Genomic DNA, 21971 nt, shown 5'->3' with positions numbered 1-21971 from the left:
GCGCCGGATCTTGAACAGTGTGTGCCGCACTACGTCAGTAATCAACGAGTGGCGCCCAATACTGGCACCAGGGCGGCGCCCAATGACTCAGGATCATGCCGTGGGCTGCCGTCCGCAACGGCCACGGGTACCAGAACCAGCTCCGCACCGAGCGCCTGCGCCGCGGCACGGACCGGCTCGGGCTCACCGACCCACTTCGCGTCGGCGAGAACCGTGTCGACCCGGAGCTGTGGAAGGTACCAGTGGAGAGCCGCCAGATGGTCGGCGGTGGAGAGGCCGGCCGTCTCCCGGTCCGGGCTGAGATTGAGGGTGACCAGCCGGCGGGCCGGGCTCGCCACGATCGCCGCGGCCAGCTCCGGGACCAGCAGGTGCGGCAGGACACTCGTATACCAGCTGCCCGGGCCGAAGATCAGCCAGTCCGCGGCCCGGACCGCCTCGACCGCCTCCGGGCAGACCGGCGGGTCGGCCGGCACCAGGCGCAGCGAGGCCACCCGCCCGTCGGCGACGGCCACCGAGTGCTGGCCGGAGATCGTGACCCGGCCGCCGTCGGCCGCCACCACATCGGCCTCGATGCCGACCGCGTGCCGCGCCATCGGCAGCACCCGGCCTCGCGCGCCGACCATCTCGGCGGCGTGGTCGAGCGCGGCCACCGGGTCGCCGAGCATCTCGATCAGGCCGAGCAGCAGCAGGTTGCCGACCGCGTGCCCGGCCAGGGTGTCCTGGCTGCGGTCGGCCCGCCGCTCGATCCGCGGGCCGCGGCCGGTGGCCGGCTCCGGCATCGCCATCGACATCGCGGCGAACCGGTGCTGCATCAGGCTCGCGGTGAGCCGGTGCGTCGGGTGGTCGTCGGCCAGGGCGGCCAGCGCCTGCCGCAGGTCACCGGGCGGCAGCAGCGCGTCCCGCTCGACCCGCAGACGGCCACTGGAGCCGCCGTCGTCACCGACCGTCACGATCGCCGTGATGTCCAGGTCCAGGTCCCGGGCACTGTGCCGGAGCGCCCGCAGCGAGGCGCTCAACCCGTGCCCGCCGCCGAAGGCGACCACCCGGATCGCCGTCACTCGCGCCCCAGGTCGCGGTGCGAAGTGTGCGCGGACAGGCGCATGTCGCCCAGCTGGGAGGTCAGCTCCTCGGCGATCGCGACACTGCGGTGCTTGCCACCGGTGCAGCCGATCGCGACGGTCAGGTAGCGCTTGCCCTCCCGCTCGAAACCGGGAGCGGTGGCCGCGATCAGGCCGGCGTAGGTGGCGACGAAGTCGGTCGCGCCCTCCTGACCCAGGACGTAGCTGCTCACCCCCTCCTCCAGACCGGTGTGCTCACGCAGCTCCGGTACCCAGAACGGGTTGGGCAGGAACCGGGCGTCCAGCACGTAGTCGGCGTCCGGGGGCAGGCCGTACTTGAAGCCGAACGAGAGCACGGTGATCCGCAGACGGCGCGAATCCTCGCCGCCGAACAGCTCCTCGACCCGGCGGCGCAGCTGATTCACATTCAGATGACTGGTGTCGATGATTACGTCGGACTGCTCGCGGGCCTCCGCCAGCAGCTTGCGCTCGGCGGCGATGCCGTCGGCCAGCCGCCCGTCACCCTGCAGCGGGTGCGAGCGCCGCACCGACTCGAAACGGCGGATCAGCACCTCGTCGTCGGCGTCCACGAACACCACGCGCGGCGAGAAGCCGCGCTCCTTGAGCGCCCGCACCGCACCGGCCAGGTCGGTGGAGAAGGCACGGCTGCGCACGTCGAGCACCATCGCCGTGCGCCGGGCGGCGCCCCCGGCGGCGAAGGCCAGCTCGGCCATCTCCAGCATCAGGGCCTGCGGCAGGTTGTCGACCACGTAGAACCCGACATTTTCCAGCGCCCGCGCCACCGTGCTGCGGCCGCCGCCGGAGAGCCCCGTCACCACCACCAGGTCGGTCCCGGCCTCGTCGGGCTCCACCACCTCGTCGGGCCCGAGGTCCGGCATCGCTTCGGTCACCACGCCTCCTGCGTCATCACGCCCGCTGATTCGGCGGACACAACATGGTAGGCCGCCGGGCGCTACCGCCCCGCAGTCTTCCCCGTCTCGGGTGAACGCAACGCCGCCAGCACCGATTCCGCCGTCTTCAGACCGATCCCGGGCACCTCGGCGATCTCCTCCGGAGTGGCGTCGGCCACCCGTTTCAGCGACCCGAAATGACGCAGCAGCGCCTTGCGGCGGACCTCACCCAGACCGGCCACCTCGTCGAGCGCGGACTCGGTCATCCGCTTGGACCGCCGCTGCCGGTGGAAGGTGATGGCGAACCGGTGTGCCTCGTCGCGCACCCGCTGGAGCAGGTAGAGCGCCTCCGACGTGCGCGGCAGAATCACCGGGAAGTCGTCGGCCGGCAGCCACACCTCCTCCAGCCGCTTGGCCAGCCCGCACAGGGCGACATCGGTCACGCCCATCTCGGCCAGGACCGCGGCGACCGCGTTGACCTGCGGCTGGCCGCCGTCGACCACGATCAATTGAGGGGGGTACGCAAACCGGCGCGCCTTGCCGGTCAAGGGGTCGATGCCGGGCAGTTCCCCCTCGGCGCCGGCCTCGCCGTCGGTCTCCCCCACCGGTGCCAGCGCCTTGTAGCGGGCGAACCGGCGCCGCATCACCTCGCTCATCGCCGACAGGTCGTCCATGCCACTGCCGTCCGCGTTGCCCCGGACGATGAAACGCCGATACTCGCTCTTGCGCTCCAGCCCGTCCTCGAAGACCACCATCGAGGCGACCACGTCGGTGCCCTGGATCTGCGAGACGTCGAAGCACTCGATGCGCAGCGGCACACCCTCCATGCCCAGCGACTCGGCGATCTCCTCCAGCGCCTTGCTGCGGGTGGTCAGGTCGCCGGACCGGCGCAACTTGTGCCGCTGGAGGACCTCGGCGGCGTTGCGCGCCACCGTCTCCATCAACGATTTCTTGTCGCCGCGCTGCGGGATCCGCAGGCTGACCCGGCTGCCCCGGTGCTCGGACAGCCAGTCGGAGAGCGCGTCGGCGTCGTCCGGCAGCGCGGGCACCAGCAGCTCCCGGGGCACGTCGTTCTCGCCGTGCTCCTCCCCGTACATCTGCGTGCAGAAGTGGTGGACCAGGTCGCCGGTGGACAGGTCCTCCACCTTCTCCACCACCCAGCCGCGCTGGCCGCGGACCCGGCCGTCACGCACGTGGAACACCTGGACGGCGGCCTCGAGCGGATCCTCGGCGAAGGCCACGATGTCGGCGTCGGTGCCGTCGCCGAGAACGACGGTCTGTTTCTCCAGAGCGCGGCGCAGGGCCACCAGGTCGTCGCGGAGCCGGGCGGCCCGCTCGAACTCCAGCTCCTCGGAGGCCTGGAACATCTCCCGCTCGACCCGCTTGAGGAACTGGTCGGTACGGCCGGCCATGAAGTCACAGAAGTCGTCGACGATCGCCCGGTGCTCCTCCTGGCTGACCCGGCCGACACACGGGGCCGAGCACTTGCCGATGTCGCCGAGCAGGCAGGGCCGGCCGATCTGGTGGGCCCGCTTGAAGACACCGGCCGAGCAGGTGCGCGCCGGGAAGACCCGCAGCAGCAGGTCGAGGGTCTCGCGGATGGCCCAGGCGTGCGAGTAGGGGCCGAAATAGCGGACACCCTTGCGCTTGGCGCCGCGCATCACCTGGAGGCGGGGGAACTCCTCGTCGAGGGTGACGGCGAGAAACGGATACGACTTGTCGTCGCGGTATTTCACATTGAAGCGGGGGTCGAACTCCTTGATCCAGGAGAACTCCAGCTGCAGCGCCTCGACCTCGGTGCCGACGGTGACCCAGTCCACGCTGCCGGCCGTGGTGACCATCTGCTGCGTCCGCGCGTGCAGCGACCAGACGTCGGCGAAATAGGAGTTGAGCCGGTTGCGCAGGCTCTTGGCCTTGCCGACATAGATGACCCGGCCGGCCGGATCACGGAATCGGTAGACGCCCGGGGCGTCGGGGATGGTACCGGGAGCCGGGCGATAGGTGGACGGGTCTGGCACATCCCCAACACTAGTGCGTGGGACTGACAGAATTGCCCGGCCGGAGGCCCGGTGCCGCCGCCACGGCCCGGGCCTGCGGTCCGTCAGGCGGTGACGATGTTGTTGTCGCCGTCCAGCTCGACCTTGGTCGCGGCGAGCGCGGTCCCGGCCGGGCCGGAGATCGGCGAGCCGTCCTCGATCGAGAAGTAGCTGTTGTGGCACTTGCAGGCGATCTGCTTGTTCTTGATCTCGGTGACCTTGCACTGCTGGTGGGTGCAGACGTTGCTGAACGCCTTGTACTCACCCTCGGTCGGCTGCGTGACGACCAGGTCGTCGAGGATCACACCGCCGCCCACCGCCACCTCGGACGCGGCGACCAGAACCGTGCCGCCACCACCGCCGGTGCTGCCGCCACCGGTGCTGCCGCCCTCGGTGCCCGCGCTGCCGGCCGGGACCGGGTTGTTGTTGAAGTCGGTGCCGTTCGGGTTGGTGTTGCTGGAGTCCGTACCGCAGGCCGCCAGGGCCGCGGCGACACCAACGCCACCGGCGCCCATCAGGACGACGCGTCGTGTCGAGGTGGAGCCCGTACGGTCCTGCTGGATCTCGGCGTCGGTCCTCGGCTGCACGTCAGTCATCTTTGTCGCCCTCCACTACCTGTCTTCTGCCGCCAATGTCACGCGGAGTCGCACCGGAATACGGATCAGGATCCACGATCAGTTCAACGTGCCAAGGCGAGATTCTCCCGCTTCCTCCGTGTTCAGCCGACCCATTTGCCGGAGTATGCCGAACAGCGGGGCACCCGGGTGACCTTAGGAGACCAACCGGGTGCGGTAGCTGAGAGTCGTCTAAGAATCTTCTAAATCAGGCCGTGACCTTGGCCCGGGAACGGGTGGTCCGCGTCCCGTTGGCCTTCGCGGCCCGGCCGACCGCGTCCTTCGATCCACCGGGCTCGCCGGACAGGCCCAGCATGTGCCGCAGGAACTGCCCGGTGTGACTCTCCGGCACCTCGGCCAGTTCCTCGGGCCGGCCCGCCGCCAGCACCAGGCCGCCCTTGCTGCCGCCCTCCGGGCCCATGTCGATCAGCCAGTCCGCCGACTTGATCACGTCGAGGTTGTGCTCGATCGTGATCACCGTGTTGCCCTTGTCGACCAGGCCGTTGAGCACCAGGAGCAGCTTGCGGATGTCCTCGAAGTGCAGGCCGGTGGTCGGCTCGTCGAGCACGTAGACGGTCCGTCCGGTCGAACGTTTCTGCAGCTCGGAGGCGAGTTTCACGCGCTGTGCCTCACCGCCGGACAGGGTGGTCGCGGGCTGGCCCAGCCGGACGTAGCCCAGGCCGACCTCGACCAGGGTGCGCAGGTGCCGGTGGATCGACGGGAGCGCCGAGAAGAAGTCGGCGGCCTCCTCGATCGGCATGTTCAGGATCTCCGAGATGGTCTTGCCCTTGTAGTGCACCTCCAGGGTCTCCCGGTTGTACCGGGCGCCCTTGCACACCTCACACGGGACGTAGACGTCCGGCAGGAAGTTCATCTCGATCTTGATGGTGCCGTCGCCCGAGCAGTTCTCGCAGCGGCCGCCCTTGACGTTGAACGAGAACCGGCCCGGACCGTACCCCCGGACCTTGGCCTCCGTCGTCTCCGCGAACAGCTTGCGGATGTGATCGAAGACACCGGTGTAGGTGGCCGGGTTGGACCGCGGGGTCCGCCCGATCGGCGACTGGTCCACCCCGACGACCTTGTCCACGTGCTCCAGGCCGGTCACCCGGGTGTGCCGGCCGGGCACCTGCCGGGCACCGTTGATCTGGTTGGCCATCACGGTGTGCAGGATGTCGTTGACCAGCGTCGACTTGCCCGAGCCGGAGACACCGGTGACCGCGATGAACTGGCCCAGCGGGAACGGCACGGTCAGGTTGCGCAGGTTGTGCTCCCGGGCGCCGTGCACCACGACCTCCCGGCCGGCGGTCTGCGGGCGGCGGGTGGCCGGCAGCGGGATCGACTTCCGGCCGGACAGGTAGGAGCCGGTCGGGGACTCCTCGTTCGCCAGCAGGCCCTCCACCGAGCCGCTGTGCACGATGTGGCCACCGTGCTCGCCGGCGCCCGGGCCGATGTCGACGACCCAGTCCGCCGTCCGGATGGTGTCCTCGTCGTGCTCCACGACGATCAGCGTGTTGCCCAGGTCACGGAGCCGCTTCAGGGTCTCGATCAGCCGGTGGTTGTCCCGTTGGTGCAGACCGATCGACGGCTCGTCCAGCACGTAGAGCACGCCGGCCAGGCCCGACCCGATCTGGGTGGCGAGCCGGATACGCTGCGCCTCGCCGCCGGACAGGGTGCCGGCGCCCCGGTCCAGGGAGAGGTAGTCCAGGCCGACGTCGACGAGGAAGCGCAGCCGTGCGTTGATCTCCTTGAGCACCCGCTCGGCGATCATCTTCTGCCGCTCGTCGAGTTCGAACGAGGCGAGCAGATCGGCGCATTCACCGACGGACAGGTTGCAGATCTCGGCGATGTTCCGACCGGCCAGCGTCACCGCCAGCACCTCGGGCTTGAGCCGGGCGCCGCCGCAGACCGAGCAGGGCACGTCACGCATGTACCCCTCGTACTTCTCGCGCGACCAGTCGCTCTCGGTGTCGTTGTGCCGCCGCTCGATCCACTGCACCACGCCCTCGAAACCGGTGTAGTAGGAGCGCTCGCGCCCGTACTTGTTCCGGTACCGCACGTGGACCTGGTCGTCGGCGCCATACATGATCAGTTTCTGGGCCCGGGTCGGCAGCGCCCGCCACGGTGTGTCCAGAGTGAAGCCCTCGGCACTGGCCAGCGCCTCCAGCAGGCGCGTGAAGTACTCCTGGGTGGTACCGCCGGCCCACGGCTGGATCGCGCCCTCGCGCAGGCTCTTCTCCTCGTCGGGGATGAGCAGCTCCGGGTCGACCTCCTTCTTCGTGCCGAGGCCGGAGCACTCGGGACACGCGCCGTACGGCGCGTTGAAGGAGAAGACCCGGGGCTCCAGGTCCTCGATCGCCAGGGGGTGGTCGTTGGGGCAGGCCAGGTGCTCGGAGAAGCGGCGCTCCCGCTCCGGGTCGCCCTCCGGCAGGTCGACGAAGTCGAGCAGGACGATGCCGCCGGCCAGCCCGAGCGCGGCCTCGACCGAGTCGGTGAGGCGCTGCTTGCTGGACGCCTTCACGCTGAGCCGGTCGATCACCACCTCGATGGTGTGTTTCTCCTGCTTCTTCAGCTTCGGCGGCTCGGTGAGCGGGTGAACCACGCCGTTGACCCGGGCCCGCGCGTAGCCCTTGGCCTGGAGCTCGGCGAAGAGGTCGACGTACTCCCCCTTGCGGCCGCGGATCACCGGGGCCAGCACCATGAAGCGGGTGCCCTCGTCCATCGCCAGCACCCGGTCGACGATCTGCTGCGGGGTCTGCTTGCTGATCCGCTCCTTGCAGACCGGGCAGTGCGGGATGCCGGTCCGGGCGAAGAGCAGACGCAGATAGTCGTAGACCTCGGTGATCGTGCCGACGGTCGAGCGCGGATTACGGTTCGTCGACTTCTGGTCGATGGACACCGCCGGGGACAGGCCCTCGATGAAGTCGACGTCCGGCTTGTCCATCTGGCCGAGGAACTGCCGCGCATAGGACGACAGCGACTCCACGTAGCGCCGCTGCCCCTCGGCGAAGATCGTGTCGAAGGCGAGGCTGGACTTGCCCGAACCGGAGAGCCCGGTGAAGACGATCATGGCGTCTCGGGGCAGGTCGAGGTTGACGTCGCGCAGGTTGTGCTCGCGAGCGCCACGGATAGTCAGTCGGTCGGCCACAGCCAGCCTCTCCGTACAGGTGTATGAGTCGAGCAGACACTCTAGCTACGGGGTATGACAATTTCCCGCACCGAGCCACTCACTCCTACGAGTTAATTCTCCAGATCTCGACGCCGCCGACGAGCTCCGGCGAACCCAGAACGTCGACGAGCGTCTCCCGGAGCACAGCGACGTTTTCACTGTCCGGGACCAGCACCACCACGGCCGCCCGCCAGTAGGCCAGATCCTGACGGATCCGGTCCCGGTCGGCGTCGGTCAGCGTCGGGCGGTATCCATACTTACCCACGCTCATCAGCAACTGCGAGGTGTAGCGGTGTGGGGCCGACCACGAACCGGTGTCGTCCCACGGCGGGTCGGCCGGACCCATGAAGTACCCGCGCGGCGTCGCGTAGTCGAGATTGTTGAGGGTCGCCCAGCGTTGCCCGGTCCGGCCCGTCGTCACGTCCGGCAGCGGCACCGTGACCAGGGTCTTCCCCTCCGGGACATAGTCACGCCAGGTGCCCGCGGTGATGAACGCCGGCATCGGCGTGCCCTCGACCACCGGCAGCGGCTTCGGGATCAGCGGGACGAGCGCCAGCACCATGCCGATCTTGAAACGCCTGCGGGTCTGCGCCGGGTAGTCGGCGATCCGGTCGACGGCGAAGGCCAGCAGCACCCCGGCGACCATCGCCGGCACCATCGCGAACCGGGTCACACTCACCAGGTCGATCACCGGCACGTGGCTGATCAGGGCGAACGGCAGCGGGATCCCGGTGTGGAAGCCGACCAGCCGCAGCGACGGCCCGAGCGACATGACCAGCAGCGCGATCCCGGCGATGGCGGTGGCCCGCATCGCCGACGAGCGCCACAGGATCACGATCGACACGATGATCATCACGAGACCGAACGGGCCGAAGAACGTGTTGTCCTCGGTGGCACTCACGCTCAGGCGCCGGGTCACCGCGCCGATCCCGGCCAGCGACTGCCGGGCGAACGCGCCGAGCGAGGCCAGGTCGGTGACGTAGACGGACGGCTCGAACGGCTGCCCGTGGTAGTTGCCGCGGCCGAAGAACTGGAACCACAGCGGGTAGCCGGCCAGCGCGCCCGAGGTGAGCGCGGCCACCCCCAGACCGGCGGCGAACCGCTTGCCGATCCGGCCGACCTCGGCCCGCTCCATCAGCGCATACGACACGGCGAAGATGCCCAGCGTCAGCGCGAGGAAGAGCAGCGCCTCCTCGTTGATGAAGATCTGGATCGTGATCAGCAGGCCGAGGATCACACCGCCGCGCCATACCCGGCCCGGCTCACGCAGCCGCAGCACCTGCCACACGATGAACGGCAGCACGTAGTTGCTGACGAAGTTCACGTGGCCGTTGGCGTGCGACACCATGGCCGGCGCGAAACCGCACCACGCCGCGCCGATACCGGCGGCCAGCCGGGTCCGGCCGAGATGCCGGGACAGCACCCAGTACCACGCGAAGGCGGTGCCGCCCAGACCGAGCGTGGTCAGCAGGGCGACGGTCACGCCGCCGCCGAGGAAGTGCGTCACCGGGGCCAGCGGCAGCGACAGGGCGAGGATCGACGTGTTCGCCATCATGTTCACGCCGACCGGCACGTTGAACCGGTCCTCGTAGAACAGCGACGCACCGTCGAAGACGACCCGCTCGGCGTGCGCCAGCATGAACAGGAAGATCCCGTGGTCGTCGTCGTTGCCGTCGAGAACCCGCCCGTTCGGGTCGATCCACAGCTGGATCATCACCAGCACGGCCAGCGCCAGGAAGCCCAGCAACACCCAGGTGTCGGCCCGCCTCCACCGCGGCCGCCCCGTCTCGGGCGCCGTCTCCTCCGCGGCCCCGGCCACGTCGTCCACGACCTCCACCGACTGCTTCCCGGTCACCTCATCCGCCGAACGCACCGGGCGAATTCTGCCAGAGAGCCTCCGGTGCCCTACGTCACCGTCTCCCGGCCCCTCACGGTTGACGTGCGCCGACGTTCCTCAAACCCGCGGTGGTACGGAACTCCGGCCGCCCGACCGCACGAATCGCGTCCCGTCAGCCCCCGGCGGCCGCCTGGCCGCCGGGAGTGGGCAGCCCCGTCCGCCCGGACAGCCAGGGGACCCCGCGTGGCCGTACCAGAAAAGGTCCTAGAGAAGACGCGAACTCGGCGGCGCGGGAATCCGCCGGGGCCGGGCGAGCCTCGCGGATCGCCGCCCGCTCTCCACCTCGACCTCGCGACGGAGTTTGCGCCAGCTGGCCAGGCGCCGCGGCGGGAGCGAACCGTCGGAGAGGGCCGCCTGGACGGCACAGCCCGGCTCGGTCTCGTGCCGGCAGTCGTCGAAGCGGCAACGATCGGCCAGGTCGGCGACGTCGGCGAAGGCCCGCTCCAGCCCGCCCTCGGTGTCGAGCAGGCCGACACCCCGGATGCCCGGCGTGTCGATCACCGCGCCGCCGTCCGGCAGGACGACCAGATTGCGGTACGCCGTGGTGTGCCGCCCCTTGCCGTCGGCGTCACGGATCGCCTGGACCGGCATCACGGTCGCGCCGGCCAGCGCGTTCGCCAGCGTCGACTTGCCGGCGCCGGACCGGCCCAGCAGAGCCAGCGTCCGACCGGGACCGACGTGCTCGCGCAACTCGGCCAGACCGGTCCCGCGCTGGACGCTGACCGGCAGCACCGGCACGCCGGGCGCGAGTTCGGCCATCTGCCGGGCGATCGCCGACGGGTCGCGGGTGGTGTCGGATTTGGTGAGGACCAGCAGCGGGTCGGCACCGGACTCCCAGGCGAGCGCCAGCAGACGTTCGACCCGGGCGTCGTCGGGCTCCGGATGGATCGGCTCGACGACCGCGACCGTGGTCATGTTGGCCGCGAGCACCTGGCCAGAGGCGTCCTTGTCGGCGGTCCGGCGGATCAGCGTGGTCCGCCGGGGCAGGACCAGTTCCAGAGTGGTACGCCGATCGGGCCAGTGACGCAGCACCACCCAGTCACCGGGACACGGCATCAGGGCGGGATCGCGGGCGGTGTCGATGAGGACCGAGCCGCCCAGGGTGGCCCGGGTGACACCGTCGGTGGTGAGCACGGTGCAGACACCACGGTCGGTGCGCAACACCCGGCCCGGACCGGCGTCGGCCCGATCGAAGCGGCGGTACAGGGATGTGAAGTGCTCGTCCCAGCCGAGCTGGGACAGGTGATACGACATGGGAACCCTTTACGGTCTCGAGAGGGCGGAGCCCCCGGGTGAAGGGACGCGGCAGCGGTTGAACGGCACGTTCCTCACCTCCTCCGCGGGTTGATCGTCGCGTCTGGTGACGACGGTACGACCGTGGTCACCGCGGGCGAAAGCGAATTCCGCGCGGCCCGGATAGGGTCGTCGGGTGAGCACTGACTACACCGGTGACGTCGTCCGAGGCGGCGAGCCCGCGGTCCGCGATCTGGGTGGCGGCCTGACCCTGACGAAGGTGTCGGTCGGCCCGATGGACAACAACGCCTACCTGCTCAGCGCCGGCGGCGAGCAGCTCCTCGTCGACGCGGCGAACGACGCCGGCACCCTGCTCGACCTGATCGGCCCGGCCGGGTTGCGCACGGTCGTGACCACCCACCGGCACGGCGACCACTGGCAGGCGCTGGCCGAGGTGGTGAAGGTCACCGGTGCCGAGTCACTGGCGCACACCGACGACGCCGCGGAGATCCCGGTGGTGACCCGCTCACTGACCGACGGCGACACCGTCGAGGTCGGCGGCCACGTCCTCGACGTGATCCACGTCGTCGGGCACACGCCGGGTTCGATCGTGCTGTCCTACCGCGGCGAGCACCTGTTCACCGGCGACAGCCTGTTCCCCGGCGGGGTCGGCAACACCCGCGGCGTCAAGGAGAACTTCGAGTCACTCCTCGGCGACGTCGAGAGCAAACTGTTCGGCCGCTTCGGGGACGCCACCTGGTTCTACCCGGGCCACGGCAAGGACTCGACCCTCGGCGCCGAGCGCCCGTCCCTGCCGGACTGGCGAGCCCGAGGCTGGTGATCCCGCTCAGGCGAACGGGTTGATCAGCGGCACACCGGTGCCGGCCACATCGGCGATGTGGCGGGTGACGAGGGTCAGGCCGTGGACTCGCGCCGTCGCCGCCATCAGGCCGCATGGCGCCTCCTGGTCTGTCTGGACAGACCAGACTCTACCCGCTCAGTCGGGGCGCAGGGTGCGGGCCAGGTCGCGGAGGGCTGCCCGGTCCGGGCGGTCGGTCTTGGCCATCAGGCGGGCCACGTGTTTCTCCACCGTGCGTGGGGACAGATGCAGGCGGCTCGCGATCTCCTGGTTGCCGAGCCGGTCCGCGATCAGGTCGAGCACCTCGTACTCCCGGACGGTGACGCCGCGCGCCCGCAACGCCGTCGGGATGTTGTCGACGCCGTCGCGCCGCTGGCCGACCGCCGCACCGGCCTGGCGCAGCAGGGCACGGCAGGCCCGGGCCACCGGGGCGTGCTCCGCCTCGTGGAAATACTCCTCGGCCCGGCGCAGCCAGCCGACCGGGTCGCCCCATCCGTCGGTGATGGCCGCCTCCGACGCCAGGCGCAGGGTCAGGTGGCCGGCCAGCGGGTACGGCTCGGCGGAGCGGATCGCGATCTCCGCAGCGGCCGCCGCTCCGGCGTGGTCGCCGCGCCGGCCGAGCAGCACGGCCCGGGCCATCTCGGCGAACTGGCTGTTCCACCGCAGGCGGCGCACCCCGTCCGAGCCGTCGTCCAGGACGGCCGGATCGTCGAGGTCGCCGTCGACGGCCCGCAGCAGCAGGTCGAGCCCGGCGCGGCCGTTGATCGGGGACAGCGCCGGGTTGCCTCCGTCCGCCCGTAGGGCGCTGCTCATCTCGTCGGCCGCCCGCGGCCGGTCCTCCTCCAGGAGTGAGCAGAAGACCCGGGCCAGCCCGAACACCTTGGAGTCGGCCCACGGCGCGTCCTCCCGGTAGCGGCGCAGCTCGGCCAGCCGGCTCTCCATCTCCCGCCGCTGGCCCTGGTGGGCGGCGACGACGGCGCTGGTCTGCCACAGGTGCCCGGCGGTCTCCACCATCTCGAGCCGGGTGGTGGCCGGCAACGTCTGGCCGATGATCTCCTCGGCCTCGGCATAGCCGCCCTGGAGCGCGATCTGCAAGGCGATGCTCGCCTCCGCCTGGTGCGCGGCGGTGACCGCGCCGATCGACCAGGCGTCCCGCCGGACCTGCCGCAACCGTCGCAGGCTGCCGTCGCGGGCCGCGTCGTCGTTGCCGAGCCGGACCAGGGCGTGCACCTCCCAGAGTTTCAGCCCGTGCCGGACCGCCAGCTCGCGGGAGTGCTCCAGGCAGGCAGTCGCCTCGTCGGCGTTGCGCTGCCGGACCAGCATGCCGAGCAGCTGCCACGCCTGGCAGGCCACCACCGGCAGGTCGTGGCGCTCGGCGACCGCCGCGGCCTGCCGGGCCAGCTCCTCGGCCTTGCCGACCTGCTCCGGGCCGGGCAGCTCGATGATCAGGTGGGCGGCGACCACGTCGATGGCGGCGGTCTCGGCCGGGGTGGCGTCGGCGCCGAGCCGCCGGCGGGCGGCAGCGACCTGGTCCAGCCCGTCGCCGGTCCGGGCGGCGAAGACGGCCGCCCAGGCCAGCCGGGTGTGCAGCACGGCCAGGCGCTGGCTGCTCAGCCCGCCGCCGAGACCGTCGAGCTCCGGCATCATCTGCATGGCCCGGTCGATACGGCCGGCCTCGACGAGCGCCTGCACCAGGCTCTCGCCCGCGTCGGCGTGCAGCGCCGGGTCGGTGGCCCGGGCCGACGCCTGTTCGAGCAGGTCGACGGCGGAGGACGCGGCGCCGTCGGCGAGGGCCCGGGAGGCGGCCTCGATCAGGTGCCGGGCCGCGCCGTCGTGGTCGCCGGCCTGCTCACGCAGCCGGGCCGCCAGTTGGCAGAGGGTGCCGGGCAGCGCCGGATCCAGTTTCTCCACCGTCTCGGCGGCCTGCCGGGCGAGGTCGGCGGTGATCCCCGCCGGGCGGGACTCCAGCAGCGCCTCCGCGGTGACCGGATGGCGGAACGCATACCACCCGGGGGTGTCGGCGACCGGATGGACCAGCTCGGCGGCGAGGCCGTGGTGCAGCAGGGACGTCAGCTCGTGCTCGCCGAGGCCGGTCATCGCCGGCAGCGCGGCCACCGGGAACCGCTCTCCGAACACCGCGGCCGCGGGCAGCAGGCGGCGCACCTCGGACGGCCCGCTCTCCAGACGGCGGGCCAGGCGGCGCGACAGCGACCCGGGAACCGATGCCTGCGGGCGGCCGCTGAGCTGCCACCCGTCCGGCCCGGAGAGCAGGTGACCGGCGTCGACCATGCCGTCCAGCAGCTCACCGGCGAGGGCCGGGTTGCCGGCGCTGGGCTGCCACACCAGGTCGAACAGGTCGTCGCCGACGCGGGCGGCGGAACAGTCGAGGCGGGTGGCGACGAACTCACGCAACTCGTCGCGACTCAGCCGGGGCAGCCGGACCAGGTCGGCGACGCCACGCTGGGCGGCCGAGCGGGCCACGTCGAGCGCGGTGCACTCCCGGTCCAGCAGGGCGCCGACCATGGCGATCGGCTGATCGGCCAGGTTGTCGGCGAGGTAGTCGACGATCGTCAGGGTCTCGGCGTCCGCGTCGTGCAGGTCGTCGAGCAGCAGCAGGCAGCCCCGCTCGCGCCCGGCCAGCGCCAGCAGCCGCAGGACGCCCTCGGCGAGGACGATCAGCGACTGCTCCTCGGGGGCCACGGCCGGGTCCCGCCACTCCGGGATGAGGCGGCCGAGCACCAGCCGGTAGGGGCCGAGACCGTCGGCGACGTGCGGGCCGGCCGACCGGGTGAACTGGAGCAACGCCTCGGCGAGCGGGCGGAACGGTGTGGTCGGTGTGATCCCGCTGGCGCGGCCGCGCAGCACGACCATGTCGGTGCGGGCGAGACGGCCCACCTCGGCGAGCAACCGGGACCGGCCGGCCCCGCTCTCACCACGCAGGAAGAGGGCGGCGCCCTGGCCCTGCCGGGTGCGGGACAGGACGTCGCCGAGCTGCGAGAGCAGGCCGGTGCGTCCGCAGAAGGTCGGCATCAGCCGGTAGCTTATTGCTCACCGGACGTCGATGTCCATCGCTGCCCCCAATGGACGGTCGGAGGCAGCGACGGACAGTCGGACGGGTCAGTTCGGCAGCTTCAGTTCGGCAGACCGATGCAGCAGCCGGTGCCGCCGGGCCACGCCTGGGCCGGCGAGCCGATCGCCACCGCACCGGCCACGAAGCCCGCGGTGGCCAGGAGCATCACGACCACGCGAAGGCGGTTCTTCGGGCCGCGTGCGATCTTCTTGTTCATGGTGGTGCCTCCCCCGGGCCGTCCGGCCCCGCCGTGTCTTGGCTGATGGGAAGACAGTGTCATGCGGCCGCACGTCCGGGCATGGGTGCATTGCACGTATGTTTGCTGTCCCGCCCGGCGGTGACCGGCACCCGGCGGATCACCCGGCGCGCGATCAGGAAGTCCCAGATCCGGTCGGCGGCCTGGTCCGGCAGCATCCAGGCCTGCCGGCGGGCGTCGGCCAGGGTCACCGGCCCGGTGAAGATCTTCAGGAACGGCAGCGTACGGCGCGGGAGCAGCAGTACCCGCCCGTCGGCCCGCCGAAACGCGACACGTCCGTCCGGATTCTCCGGGGTGTTGCCCTGGATGTCGGCGAGCCGGGCGAGCACCTCCGGATCCGGGTCGGTCAGCAGTTCGCCGTCGACCACGAACTCCCGTTCCTCGTCCTCCGGCCCGCGCCGCACGCTGCGTTCCAGCAGGTCACGGACGTCGGTGCCGAACCGGTCGTGGTAGAAGAACGTGTGCGGGGTGTCGGTGCTGCTCACCCACGGCCGCGGGTACTCACCCATGTAGAGGCCGAGCTTGTCGGCCATCACCTCGTCCCGGGCCCGTTCGGTGATCGGCTCGTCGAAGAGCAGGCTCCGGTTGATGTCGGCGCCCTCGAAGGGGCGGATGCCGGTGATCCCGAACCGGTCCGGCTGCTTGGCCACGATGGCGCCCGGGGTGAGCACGAACTCGCCGAGACCACCGAAGGTCCACAGGTCACGGTTGTCCCGCAGGAAACTCACCGAGTCGCGGGCCTCCTGCAGGGTCTCGGTCGGAAAACCGGTGAATCCCATGATCTGTACGCCGATCCCGGCCCGATTCATCGAGGTCATCGTCTGGCGTACCTGCGCGGGTCTGGTGCCCTTGTCGATCAGGTCGAGGATCCGCTGGTTGCCGGACTCGAAGCCCACCGAGATCGCCGTGCACCCGGCCCGTTTCAGCAGCTCGCACCGCTCGTCCGACCAGTACTTCTCGAGCCGGATCTCGGCGCCCCAGCGGACGTCTATGCCCCGCTCGACCACCTTCTCGGCGAACCGCAGGATGGCCGCCGGCGCCAGCACGTCCACCGAGAAGTAGACGAACCGCGCGAACTTCGACAGCTCCTCGACGTCGCGGATCATCCGGTCCACGGTGTCCTGCCGCCACGGGCTGGTCGGCCCGTCGGTGTTCAGCCCGTAGTCGCAGAACGTGCACTTGTTCCAGTAGCAGCCCCGGGTCGGCGAGTAGTACACGAACCGGGTCGGGCTGAGGTAGCTGTCCCACGGCAGATTGCTGAAGTCCGGGGTGGGCAGTTCGCCGAGCTTCTCGTAGTGCAGCATCGGCAGGGCGCGGACCGCGCCGTACTTCGGGTGCAGGCGCACGTTGGGGTGCTTCGTCGGAAGGGTGCCGGCGGCGAGGGCGTCGAGGATCTCGGTGTACGCGCTCTCGCCCTCCCCCACGACCAGCCCGTCGAAGTCGCCGAAGAGCTCGAACAGCCGCCGCGGCTCCCGCAGGTTCTTGTAGCAGTCGGAGACCTCGGTACCACCGGTGATCAGGAAGACGTCCGGCAGCTCCCGGCGGATCAGGTGGGCCAGCCACAGCGCGAACGGCAGCTGCCACTGGTAGGTGATGCTGATCCCGATCAGGTCGAAGTTCCCGGCGCGCAGCCGGGGCAGCAGCGCCTCCTGGTAGTACGGCAGGAACGGCCGGCTCAGCCGGGACAGCACCGCCGGATCGGTCAGCGCCCGCAGCGACCCGATCTCGATCTCGCGGGGCGCGCGCAGCTGGAAGCCGTTCTCGAACTGACCGGGGAACCCGGCGGCGCCGAGACAGTTCATCCACGCCGACACCCCGTCCACCGCGCGGTGGTAGGCGTCCAGGTCGTAGAACCGCTCCGGGTCCTGGAAGGTGGCGACCGCGGCGCGGATGCCCTCCGGGTCGGGGGTGCCGACCTGCATCAGGTGGGCCCGCTCGCCGAGGTCGGTGGTGGTCCGGGCCTGACTGAGCGCCTGGTCGAGCCAGGCCAGTGCGGACGGCGTGTACGAGTGGTGGAACGCCTCGATGTTGGCGTCGATGACGGTGGCCGGCCGGTGCCCGACCGATCGCGCGTAGGAGTCGAGGTAGTTCAGCGAGTGGTAACCGGAGGTCGGGTCGGTAAGCGGCGGGTAGATGAGCGCCGCGTTCGGGCTACTGGTCACTGGTGCACCACCTCAAGGGGTCGGGCCGGGGGGAACCAGGGCGCCCGGAGCACCCGCAGGTAACCGATGAGGAAGCCGGCGAGCTCATGGAGCTGCTCCCGGTCACGGAAGCCGCGGTCCCAGGCCGCGGCGGTCAGGCCGGCCGGGTCGCAGCCCCACTGGGCGGCCAGGACCGCGTCGATGATCTCGGCCCGGAAGCGGGCCGGCCGCCCCTGCCGCCGGGACAGGTTCTCCCGGATCGCCCTGGCCGTGACGACGGCCTGGCGGGCGACGGCGAGCACGTCGTCGCGGCGCAGCTCCGGCGGGACCATCGACACCGAGATCTGCCGGGTCTCGGCCGCGCCGAGGCTCCGGACCAGGAGCCGCAGGGTGGCCTCGGCCGCCGGCAGTGCCGCCTCGTCCGGGGTGAGCCACGAACCGTCCGGCACCGGCGTGCCCCGGCCGAGCCGGTCGGCGGTCAGCAGGGCCATCTGCTCCAGGCCGGGGTCGTCCGGCCGGGCGCCGCTGAACCCGGCCAGGATCCGGGCCCGGTGCAGCTCGGCGAACTGCGGATGCAGCACACGCAGGGTGGTGAGCAGGTCCAGTTCGCTGACCCCGCCGGTCTGCTCGTAGCGGGACCGCCAGCCCTCCAGATAGGTGGTGTGCACGTTGCGGATCGGCTCGTCGCCGGGTCCGGGCGGGCACAGCGCCGGGTCACCGGCTGCGGCCGCGCGCAGCAGCCGCCGGGCATCGTCGGCCTTCGCGTCGACCGGGTGCTCCGTCAGCCACGGTCGCAGGCGGTCCATCGCGGCGCCCGCCCGCAGTGCCAGGGAACGCCAGGTCAGCAGCCGGAACGGGATGTCCGCGGCGGCGGCCAGGATCGCGGCACCATCGTCCGGGCCGATCGCGCCGTCACGTGTCGCGTCACGGACCGCGATCCGGATGTTGACGAGCGGCTCGCTGAGCGCCCGGTAACCGTCCTCGCCGAGTCCGTGCACCACGGCGACCTCGTGGTCACCGGTGACGACGCCGTCGCGGTAGAGCCCGAACACGTCGCCGACACCGCGCATGCCGTACTGCCACAGCTCGGCGGCGCGCAGGGCACCCATGCTGCTGCTGCCGGCCACCGTGACACCGCGGTCCAGCAGGAACAGGATCTCCCGGTGCCGGACCGGCGGGCGGTGCATGAAGAAGCCGTCGACGATCAGGACCCGGTCGCCGGGGCGCGGGTCGAGACGGAGCAGGTCGCCGTGCCCGACCGGGGGCAGGATCCGGGCGCCGGGCAGCAGCGCGGCGGCCTCGGTGGCGGACAGGCTGGGGCCGAGGAAGAGCAGGTCAGTCACGGCTCACCCCCGGGCGCTGGGAGAGTGCGGCGTCGTCGACCAGGCGCAGGCCCGGCGCGATCACCCGGCTGACCGGGATGCCGACGTCGTCGTGGGTCAGGTCGACCACGAACGGCTCGTGACCGGTCCAGTCCCGGACACGGCCGGCGACGAGTCGCACGAGGGCCGCCAGGTCCTGGCCGAGGGCGGTCACCGCGGGGTCCGGCGGGCGGACCGGTGCGCGCGGTGCGTCGACGACGGGCGGCGGATCGGCGTACGGGTCAGCCGGCGCATACACCTCCCCGGCGATGTCGTCGCGGGCCCCGCCCACGGTGACCAGCCGGGACTGTGCGGCCTCGGCCAGCGCCCGACCCACCGCACGGCCCGGGTCGACGTGGCATCCGAAACCGCCGAAGGTCATCGGGATCGAGTTGTCCCAGATCGACGCGCCGTAGCAGGGCAGCCCGGCCGGCCCGGTCAGGTCCACCACCTCGACCCAGCTGGACGAGCCGCGGATCGCCGTCAGGACCTGGACGGTCGACGGGTCGGTGCAGGTGTCCGGGTCGACGTAGCGGCGATCGGCGAGCGCGGAGACCGCGTAGGGCGTCATGCACTCCCGCTCTACGAGTTCGAGCAGCGCGTGCAGGGTCGCCTCGGCCGCGGTGTTGCCGGTGGCCAGCCCGCTGCTGGTCGGGGTGAAGAGCACGTCGTTCGGCGCGGACGGGCCGATGTTGCCGCCGGGAGCGACGGTGAAGTCGAGGTAGACCAGGTCGTACGGGACGAGGTAGGTGCGGCCGGTGAGCAGTCCCCGGCCGGGGATCCAGTCCAGCACGGTCCGGCCGGTGAGCGGGGACCTCGGCGCCAGGTGCAGGCGGCGCGGGTCGTAACCCAGGTCGAGGGCGTCGGCGGGAGCCCGTACCACCGGATCGATCTTTGGATTCTCGGAGTGCCAGCCCTCGATGCTCTCCATGGTCGCGGCGACCCGGGACTGGATCGGGGTGAGACCGGTGCCGACGGTGACCGCCAGACACCGCCCGGTCGGCCGGTACGCCACGTGCACCGGCAGCCCGACCTCGTCCAGGCCGGTGATGTCGGCGACCCGGGTGATGCCGAAACGAGGCAGCAGCGGGCGGATCCGTTCCCAGGTCTGCTCGGCGGGTGCCGCGCGGTAGGACCCGGTCCGGGTCGGGTGATCGTTGACGACTGTCGGCACGAGCGGACCTCCCCGGGTAGGTGGTGGGCCGGCGCGAACGGGGGTCGCGCCGGCCCGCCGGTCACTTCGACTGGTAGAGGTTGATGTTGTTGTTGCCGCCGGCCGCGATCAGCTCGAGGTCGTCGTCGGTGAGCTCGCTCAGGTCGATCGGGGCGTGCTCCGGGACGCGCAGCACGTGCGTGCCGGGGGTGCCGTTGAACGCCTGGAGGATCTCGGTACGGGTCAGCAGCTCCTCGGGCTGGCTCCGGTCGACCGTCACGGTCGCGGCCGGGTCGACCGGCAGACCGGCCTCGACGGCGAACTGCTTCGGGTCGGCGAGCAGCGCGGCCAGGGCCGCGTCGTCGCCCCACACCTTGGCGAGCAGGCTCTGGTAGGCACGGTCGAATTCGGAGAAGTCCTCGCTCATGACACACGTCCTTCCGGGTGCAGCTACGAAAGTGGATGCCGCCGGGCCGGGAAGCGGCGGTGGCGTGACAACGACGCTAGGAAGCGCCGGACGGCCCGGGCAAGGGAAGCGCGAGCGACGGCACGGGACGGTGCAAAGGTGCGTGGGCCACGCCGCCGATCGATGTCACCGTGACCTCTAGGTGCAGCAGCAGGGGCAGCAGCAGGCGCCGGTCGGATCCACGCCGGCCACCACGCTGTCCAGCTCGTGCTCGGACAGCTCCTGCTCGTCGAGCTCGTCCAGGGCCGGTACGTAGAGCAGGAACGGCCCGCCGGCGACGGCGTCCTCCCACGCCCGGACCTGCACGTCGATGTCCGGGTCCACGTGCTGGGCGTCGCGCACCACGACGATCGGGATCTCCGGCGGCAGCAGCAGGTCGTGCTCGGCGAGCAGCCGGTGCGGGTCGGCCGCGAGCAGCAGCTCCTGGTCCGGTTCGGACCAGACTCCGGCGACCAGGCGGCCGTACGCGTTGATGAAGAGCGCGCGTTCTGACGGGTCCATCGTGTCTCTCTCCGCTCTCACGGGGGCCTCGGGAATGCGCCCATCGTCGGCGCGGACCGTGACGGCGGCGGAACACGGCATCGATCGGTGCCACGGTGCCGCCCGCCCGGGCACGGTTCCGTGCCGTGCCCGGCCCCACTCCGGAACCGCGCCGAATACTCGGATCACGGCGGAGGACGCCGGACAGGCACGACGAGGATCAGGTGGTCGATATGGCAAGCCGGACGCGTGACGGGCTCGGGCGGATGGTGATCCCGGCGGTCCTCTTCCTGGCCGTCGCCGGGTGCGCGGACCCGGGCGCCGAGCAGGCAGCGGCCCGTCCTGAAGCGGCCGGGACCGGCACCGCCGGTTACGACCCGGCGGCGGTGCTGGCCGAGTTCGACGCGGCCGACTCGGCGGCGTCGAAGAGCGGTGACGGCGAGAAGCTGGCCGTCTGGGAGACCGGACCGGCCCTGCAGAACAGTCTCGCCGGTGTGAAGCGGGCCCGGCTCAGCAAGCGGGTGCTGCCCGGGTTCAAGCATCAGGACCCGGTGTTCGCGGTCGCCGATTCGTGCTTCGTGACCTCGGCGAAGATGGCCGTCGACGGCGAGGACCGGCCCCGCGCCGACGCCGCCCACTTCGTCCGCAACAGCGAGGGCAAGTGGCAGCTCAGCCACCACGTGATGGTCTCCGACGAGCTGGTGGCGGCCACCGGGGTCTTCCCGCGGGCGACGGCTCATCCGACCGACCAGGTGCTGGACGCGGCCCGCCGTACCGCCCTCACCGGTGAGGTCTTCAACCGCAGCATCGCCGGGCCGGCCGACACCACGGTCCTCGCGCGCAGCGCGGTCCTCGACGACCAGCTGGCCGCCGGGTGGTCGATCTACACGACTCAGATGGAGGCGGCGTCCATGAAGGTGGACCGCCGGCTGACCGCCTCGGAGTGGGCGCCGTGCGCGGCGAAGACCGACGACGGGATCGTGGGCTTCCTGACCCTGAACGTGGTCGACACCATCGTCTCCACCAGGGACGGCGCCGACGCGGTCCTCGCCCCGCCGGCCCCGGATCTGCTGGCCACCGGCCGCACCACGGCGGTCACCGCGCACCGTATCGCGGTGTCCCGGGTCGAGGTGTTCCTGCTCGAGCTGCCACTGGACGGCGGGCCGGCCGCGGTCCTCGGGCTCACCGACGCCGCCACCGAGATCAACGCCACCAACTAGGCCGCGCCCAGCCACCACGGCAGGGATCGGTGCCATCGCTGGAGCCGGCC

16 protein-coding genes are annotated in these 21971 nt (G+C 71.4%); 2 read left to right on the top strand and 14 right to left on the bottom strand.

Features of this window, described 5'->3' with window-relative positions:
• Nucleotides 1-41 precede the first annotated feature (41 nt).
• The 7 genes from ACFO0C_RS05270 to rsgA all read right to left on the bottom strand — a co-directional run bounded on the left by ACFO0C_RS05270 (nt 42) and on the right by rsgA (nt 10936).
• A complete protein-coding gene (locus ACFO0C_RS05270; protein ID WP_378065362.1) occupies nt 42-1058 on the bottom strand; it encodes a gluconeogenesis factor YvcK family protein in 1017 nt (338 codons plus the stop codon).
• Nucleotides 1055-1957 carry an RNase adapter RapZ gene (gene rapZ / locus ACFO0C_RS05265; RefSeq protein WP_378065562.1) on the bottom strand — a complete coding sequence of 301 codons (903 nt, stop codon included), beginning with the start codon at nt 1955-1957 and terminating at the stop codon, nt 1055-1057. Before rapZ ends, ACFO0C_RS05270 begins: the two co-directional genes overlap by 4 nt.
• A gap of 74 nt (nt 1958-2031) precedes the next feature.
• A complete protein-coding gene (gene uvrC / locus ACFO0C_RS05260) occupies nt 2032-3987 on the bottom strand; it encodes an excinuclease ABC subunit UvrC (protein WP_378065361.1) in 1956 nt (651 codons plus the stop codon).
• 83 nt (nt 3988-4070) lie between these two features.
• Nucleotides 4071-4601, bottom strand: coding sequence for a Rieske (2Fe-2S) protein (locus tag ACFO0C_RS05255; protein WP_378065360.1), 531 nt, complete (start codon nt 4599-4601; stop codon nt 4071-4073).
• A 226-nt stretch (nt 4602-4827) separates the two neighbouring features.
• Entirely contained in the window at nt 4828-7764 is a 2937-nt protein-coding gene (gene uvrA / locus ACFO0C_RS05250) for an excinuclease ABC subunit UvrA (protein WP_378065359.1), read from the bottom strand.
• 85 nt (nt 7765-7849) lie between these two features.
• The gene (locus ACFO0C_RS05245; RefSeq protein ID WP_378065358.1) at nt 7850-9658 is read right to left on the bottom strand and encodes a hypothetical protein; all 1809 of its coding nucleotides are present in this window, start codon (nt 9656-9658) and stop codon (nt 7850-7852) included.
• 228 nt (nt 9659-9886) lie between these two features.
• Nucleotides 9887-10936: a ribosome small subunit-dependent GTPase A gene (rsgA, locus tag ACFO0C_RS05240; RefSeq protein WP_378065356.1), complete on the bottom strand. Its 1050-nt coding sequence runs from the start codon at nt 10934-10936 to the stop codon at nt 9887-9889.
• A 175-nt stretch (nt 10937-11111) separates the two neighbouring features.
• On the opposite strand from rsgA, the gene ACFO0C_RS05235 reads away from it, so the two are divergent.
• Nucleotides 11112-11756, top strand: coding sequence for an MBL fold metallo-hydrolase (locus tag ACFO0C_RS05235; RefSeq protein ID WP_378065355.1), 645 nt, complete (start codon nt 11112-11114; stop codon nt 11754-11756).
• A 156-nt stretch (nt 11757-11912) separates the two neighbouring features.
• On the opposite strand, the gene ACFO0C_RS05230 is transcribed toward ACFO0C_RS05235, so the two are convergent.
• The 7 genes from ACFO0C_RS05230 to ACFO0C_RS05200 all read right to left on the bottom strand — a co-directional run bounded on the left by ACFO0C_RS05230 (nt 11913) and on the right by ACFO0C_RS05200 (nt 20722).
• Nucleotides 11913-14804, bottom strand: a complete 2892-nt coding sequence (locus ACFO0C_RS05230) for an ATP-binding protein (protein WP_378065353.1) — start codon at nt 14802-14804, stop codon at nt 11913-11915.
• 101 nt (nt 14805-14905) lie between these two features.
• Nucleotides 14906-15061, bottom strand: coding sequence for a hypothetical protein (locus tag ACFO0C_RS05225; protein WP_378065352.1), 156 nt, complete (start codon nt 15059-15061; stop codon nt 14906-14908).
• A 59-nt stretch (nt 15062-15120) separates the two neighbouring features.
• On the bottom strand, nt 15121-17262 hold the full coding sequence (locus tag ACFO0C_RS05220) for a B12-binding domain-containing radical SAM protein (RefSeq protein ID WP_378065351.1): 2142 nt from the start codon (nt 17260-17262) through the stop codon (nt 15121-15123).
• Nucleotides 17259-18584 carry a TfuA-like protein gene (locus ACFO0C_RS05215; RefSeq protein WP_378065350.1) on the bottom strand — a complete coding sequence of 442 codons (1326 nt, stop codon included), beginning with the start codon at nt 18582-18584 and terminating at the stop codon, nt 17259-17261. Before ACFO0C_RS05215 ends, ACFO0C_RS05220 begins: the two co-directional genes overlap by 4 nt.
• Nucleotides 18577-19776 carry a YcaO-like family protein gene (locus ACFO0C_RS05210; protein ID WP_378065349.1) on the bottom strand — a complete coding sequence of 400 codons (1200 nt, stop codon included), beginning with the start codon at nt 19774-19776 and terminating at the stop codon, nt 18577-18579. Before ACFO0C_RS05210 ends, ACFO0C_RS05215 begins: the two co-directional genes overlap by 8 nt.
• Nucleotides 19777-19837: 61 nt before the next feature.
• Nucleotides 19838-20182 carry a hypothetical protein gene (locus ACFO0C_RS05205; RefSeq protein WP_378065348.1) on the bottom strand — a complete coding sequence of 115 codons (345 nt, stop codon included), beginning with the start codon at nt 20180-20182 and terminating at the stop codon, nt 19838-19840.
• A 177-nt stretch (nt 20183-20359) separates the two neighbouring features.
• Nucleotides 20360-20722 carry a hypothetical protein gene (locus ACFO0C_RS05200; protein ID WP_378065347.1) on the bottom strand — a complete coding sequence of 121 codons (363 nt, stop codon included), beginning with the start codon at nt 20720-20722 and terminating at the stop codon, nt 20360-20362.
• A gap of 212 nt (nt 20723-20934) precedes the next feature.
• On the opposite strand from ACFO0C_RS05200, the gene ACFO0C_RS05195 reads away from it, so the two are divergent.
• On the top strand, nt 20935-21921 hold the full coding sequence (locus ACFO0C_RS05195; RefSeq protein WP_378065346.1) for a hypothetical protein: 987 nt from the start codon (nt 20935-20937) through the stop codon (nt 21919-21921).
• The last annotated feature ends 50 nt before the right edge of the window (nt 21922-21971 follow it).

Origin of the sequence: Actinoplanes subglobosus, assembly GCF_042650585.1 — a bacterium.
In the GTDB taxonomy this organism is placed as follows: Bacteria; Actinomycetota; Actinomycetes; order Mycobacteriales; family Micromonosporaceae; genus Actinoplanes; species Actinoplanes subglobosus.
The sequence above is the reverse complement of the archived record's forward strand: the minus strand, read 5'-3'. Positions and strand labels throughout refer to the sequence as shown.

Excerpts from the sequence above, each read along its gene's own strand:
- rapZ (WP_378065562.1), bottom strand. The coding sequence starts at position 1,957 with ATGCCGGACCTCGGGCCCGACGAGGTGGTGGAGCCCGACGAGGCCGGG.
- ACFO0C_RS05255 (WP_378065360.1), bottom strand. The coding sequence starts at position 4,601 with ATGACTGACGTGCAGCCGAGGACCGACGCCGAGATCCAGCAGGACCGT.
- rsgA (WP_378065356.1), bottom strand. The coding sequence starts at position 10,936 with ATGTCGTATCACCTGTCCCAGCTCGGCTGGGACGAGCACTTCACATCC.
- ACFO0C_RS05230 (WP_378065353.1), bottom strand. The coding sequence starts at position 14,804 with ATGCCGACCTTCTGCGGACGCACCGGCCTGCTCTCGCAGCTCGGCGAC.
- ACFO0C_RS05225 (WP_378065352.1), bottom strand. The coding sequence starts at position 15,061 with ATGAACAAGAAGATCGCACGCGGCCCGAAGAACCGCCTTCGCGTGGTC.
- ACFO0C_RS05205 (WP_378065348.1), bottom strand. The coding sequence starts at position 20,182 with ATGAGCGAGGACTTCTCCGAATTCGACCGTGCCTACCAGAGCCTGCTC.
- ACFO0C_RS05200 (WP_378065347.1), bottom strand. The coding sequence starts at position 20,722 with ATGGACCCGTCAGAACGCGCGCTCTTCATCAACGCGTACGGCCGCCTG.
- ACFO0C_RS05195 (WP_378065346.1), top strand. The coding sequence starts at position 20,935 with ATGGCAAGCCGGACGCGTGACGGGCTCGGGCGGATGGTGATCCCGGCG.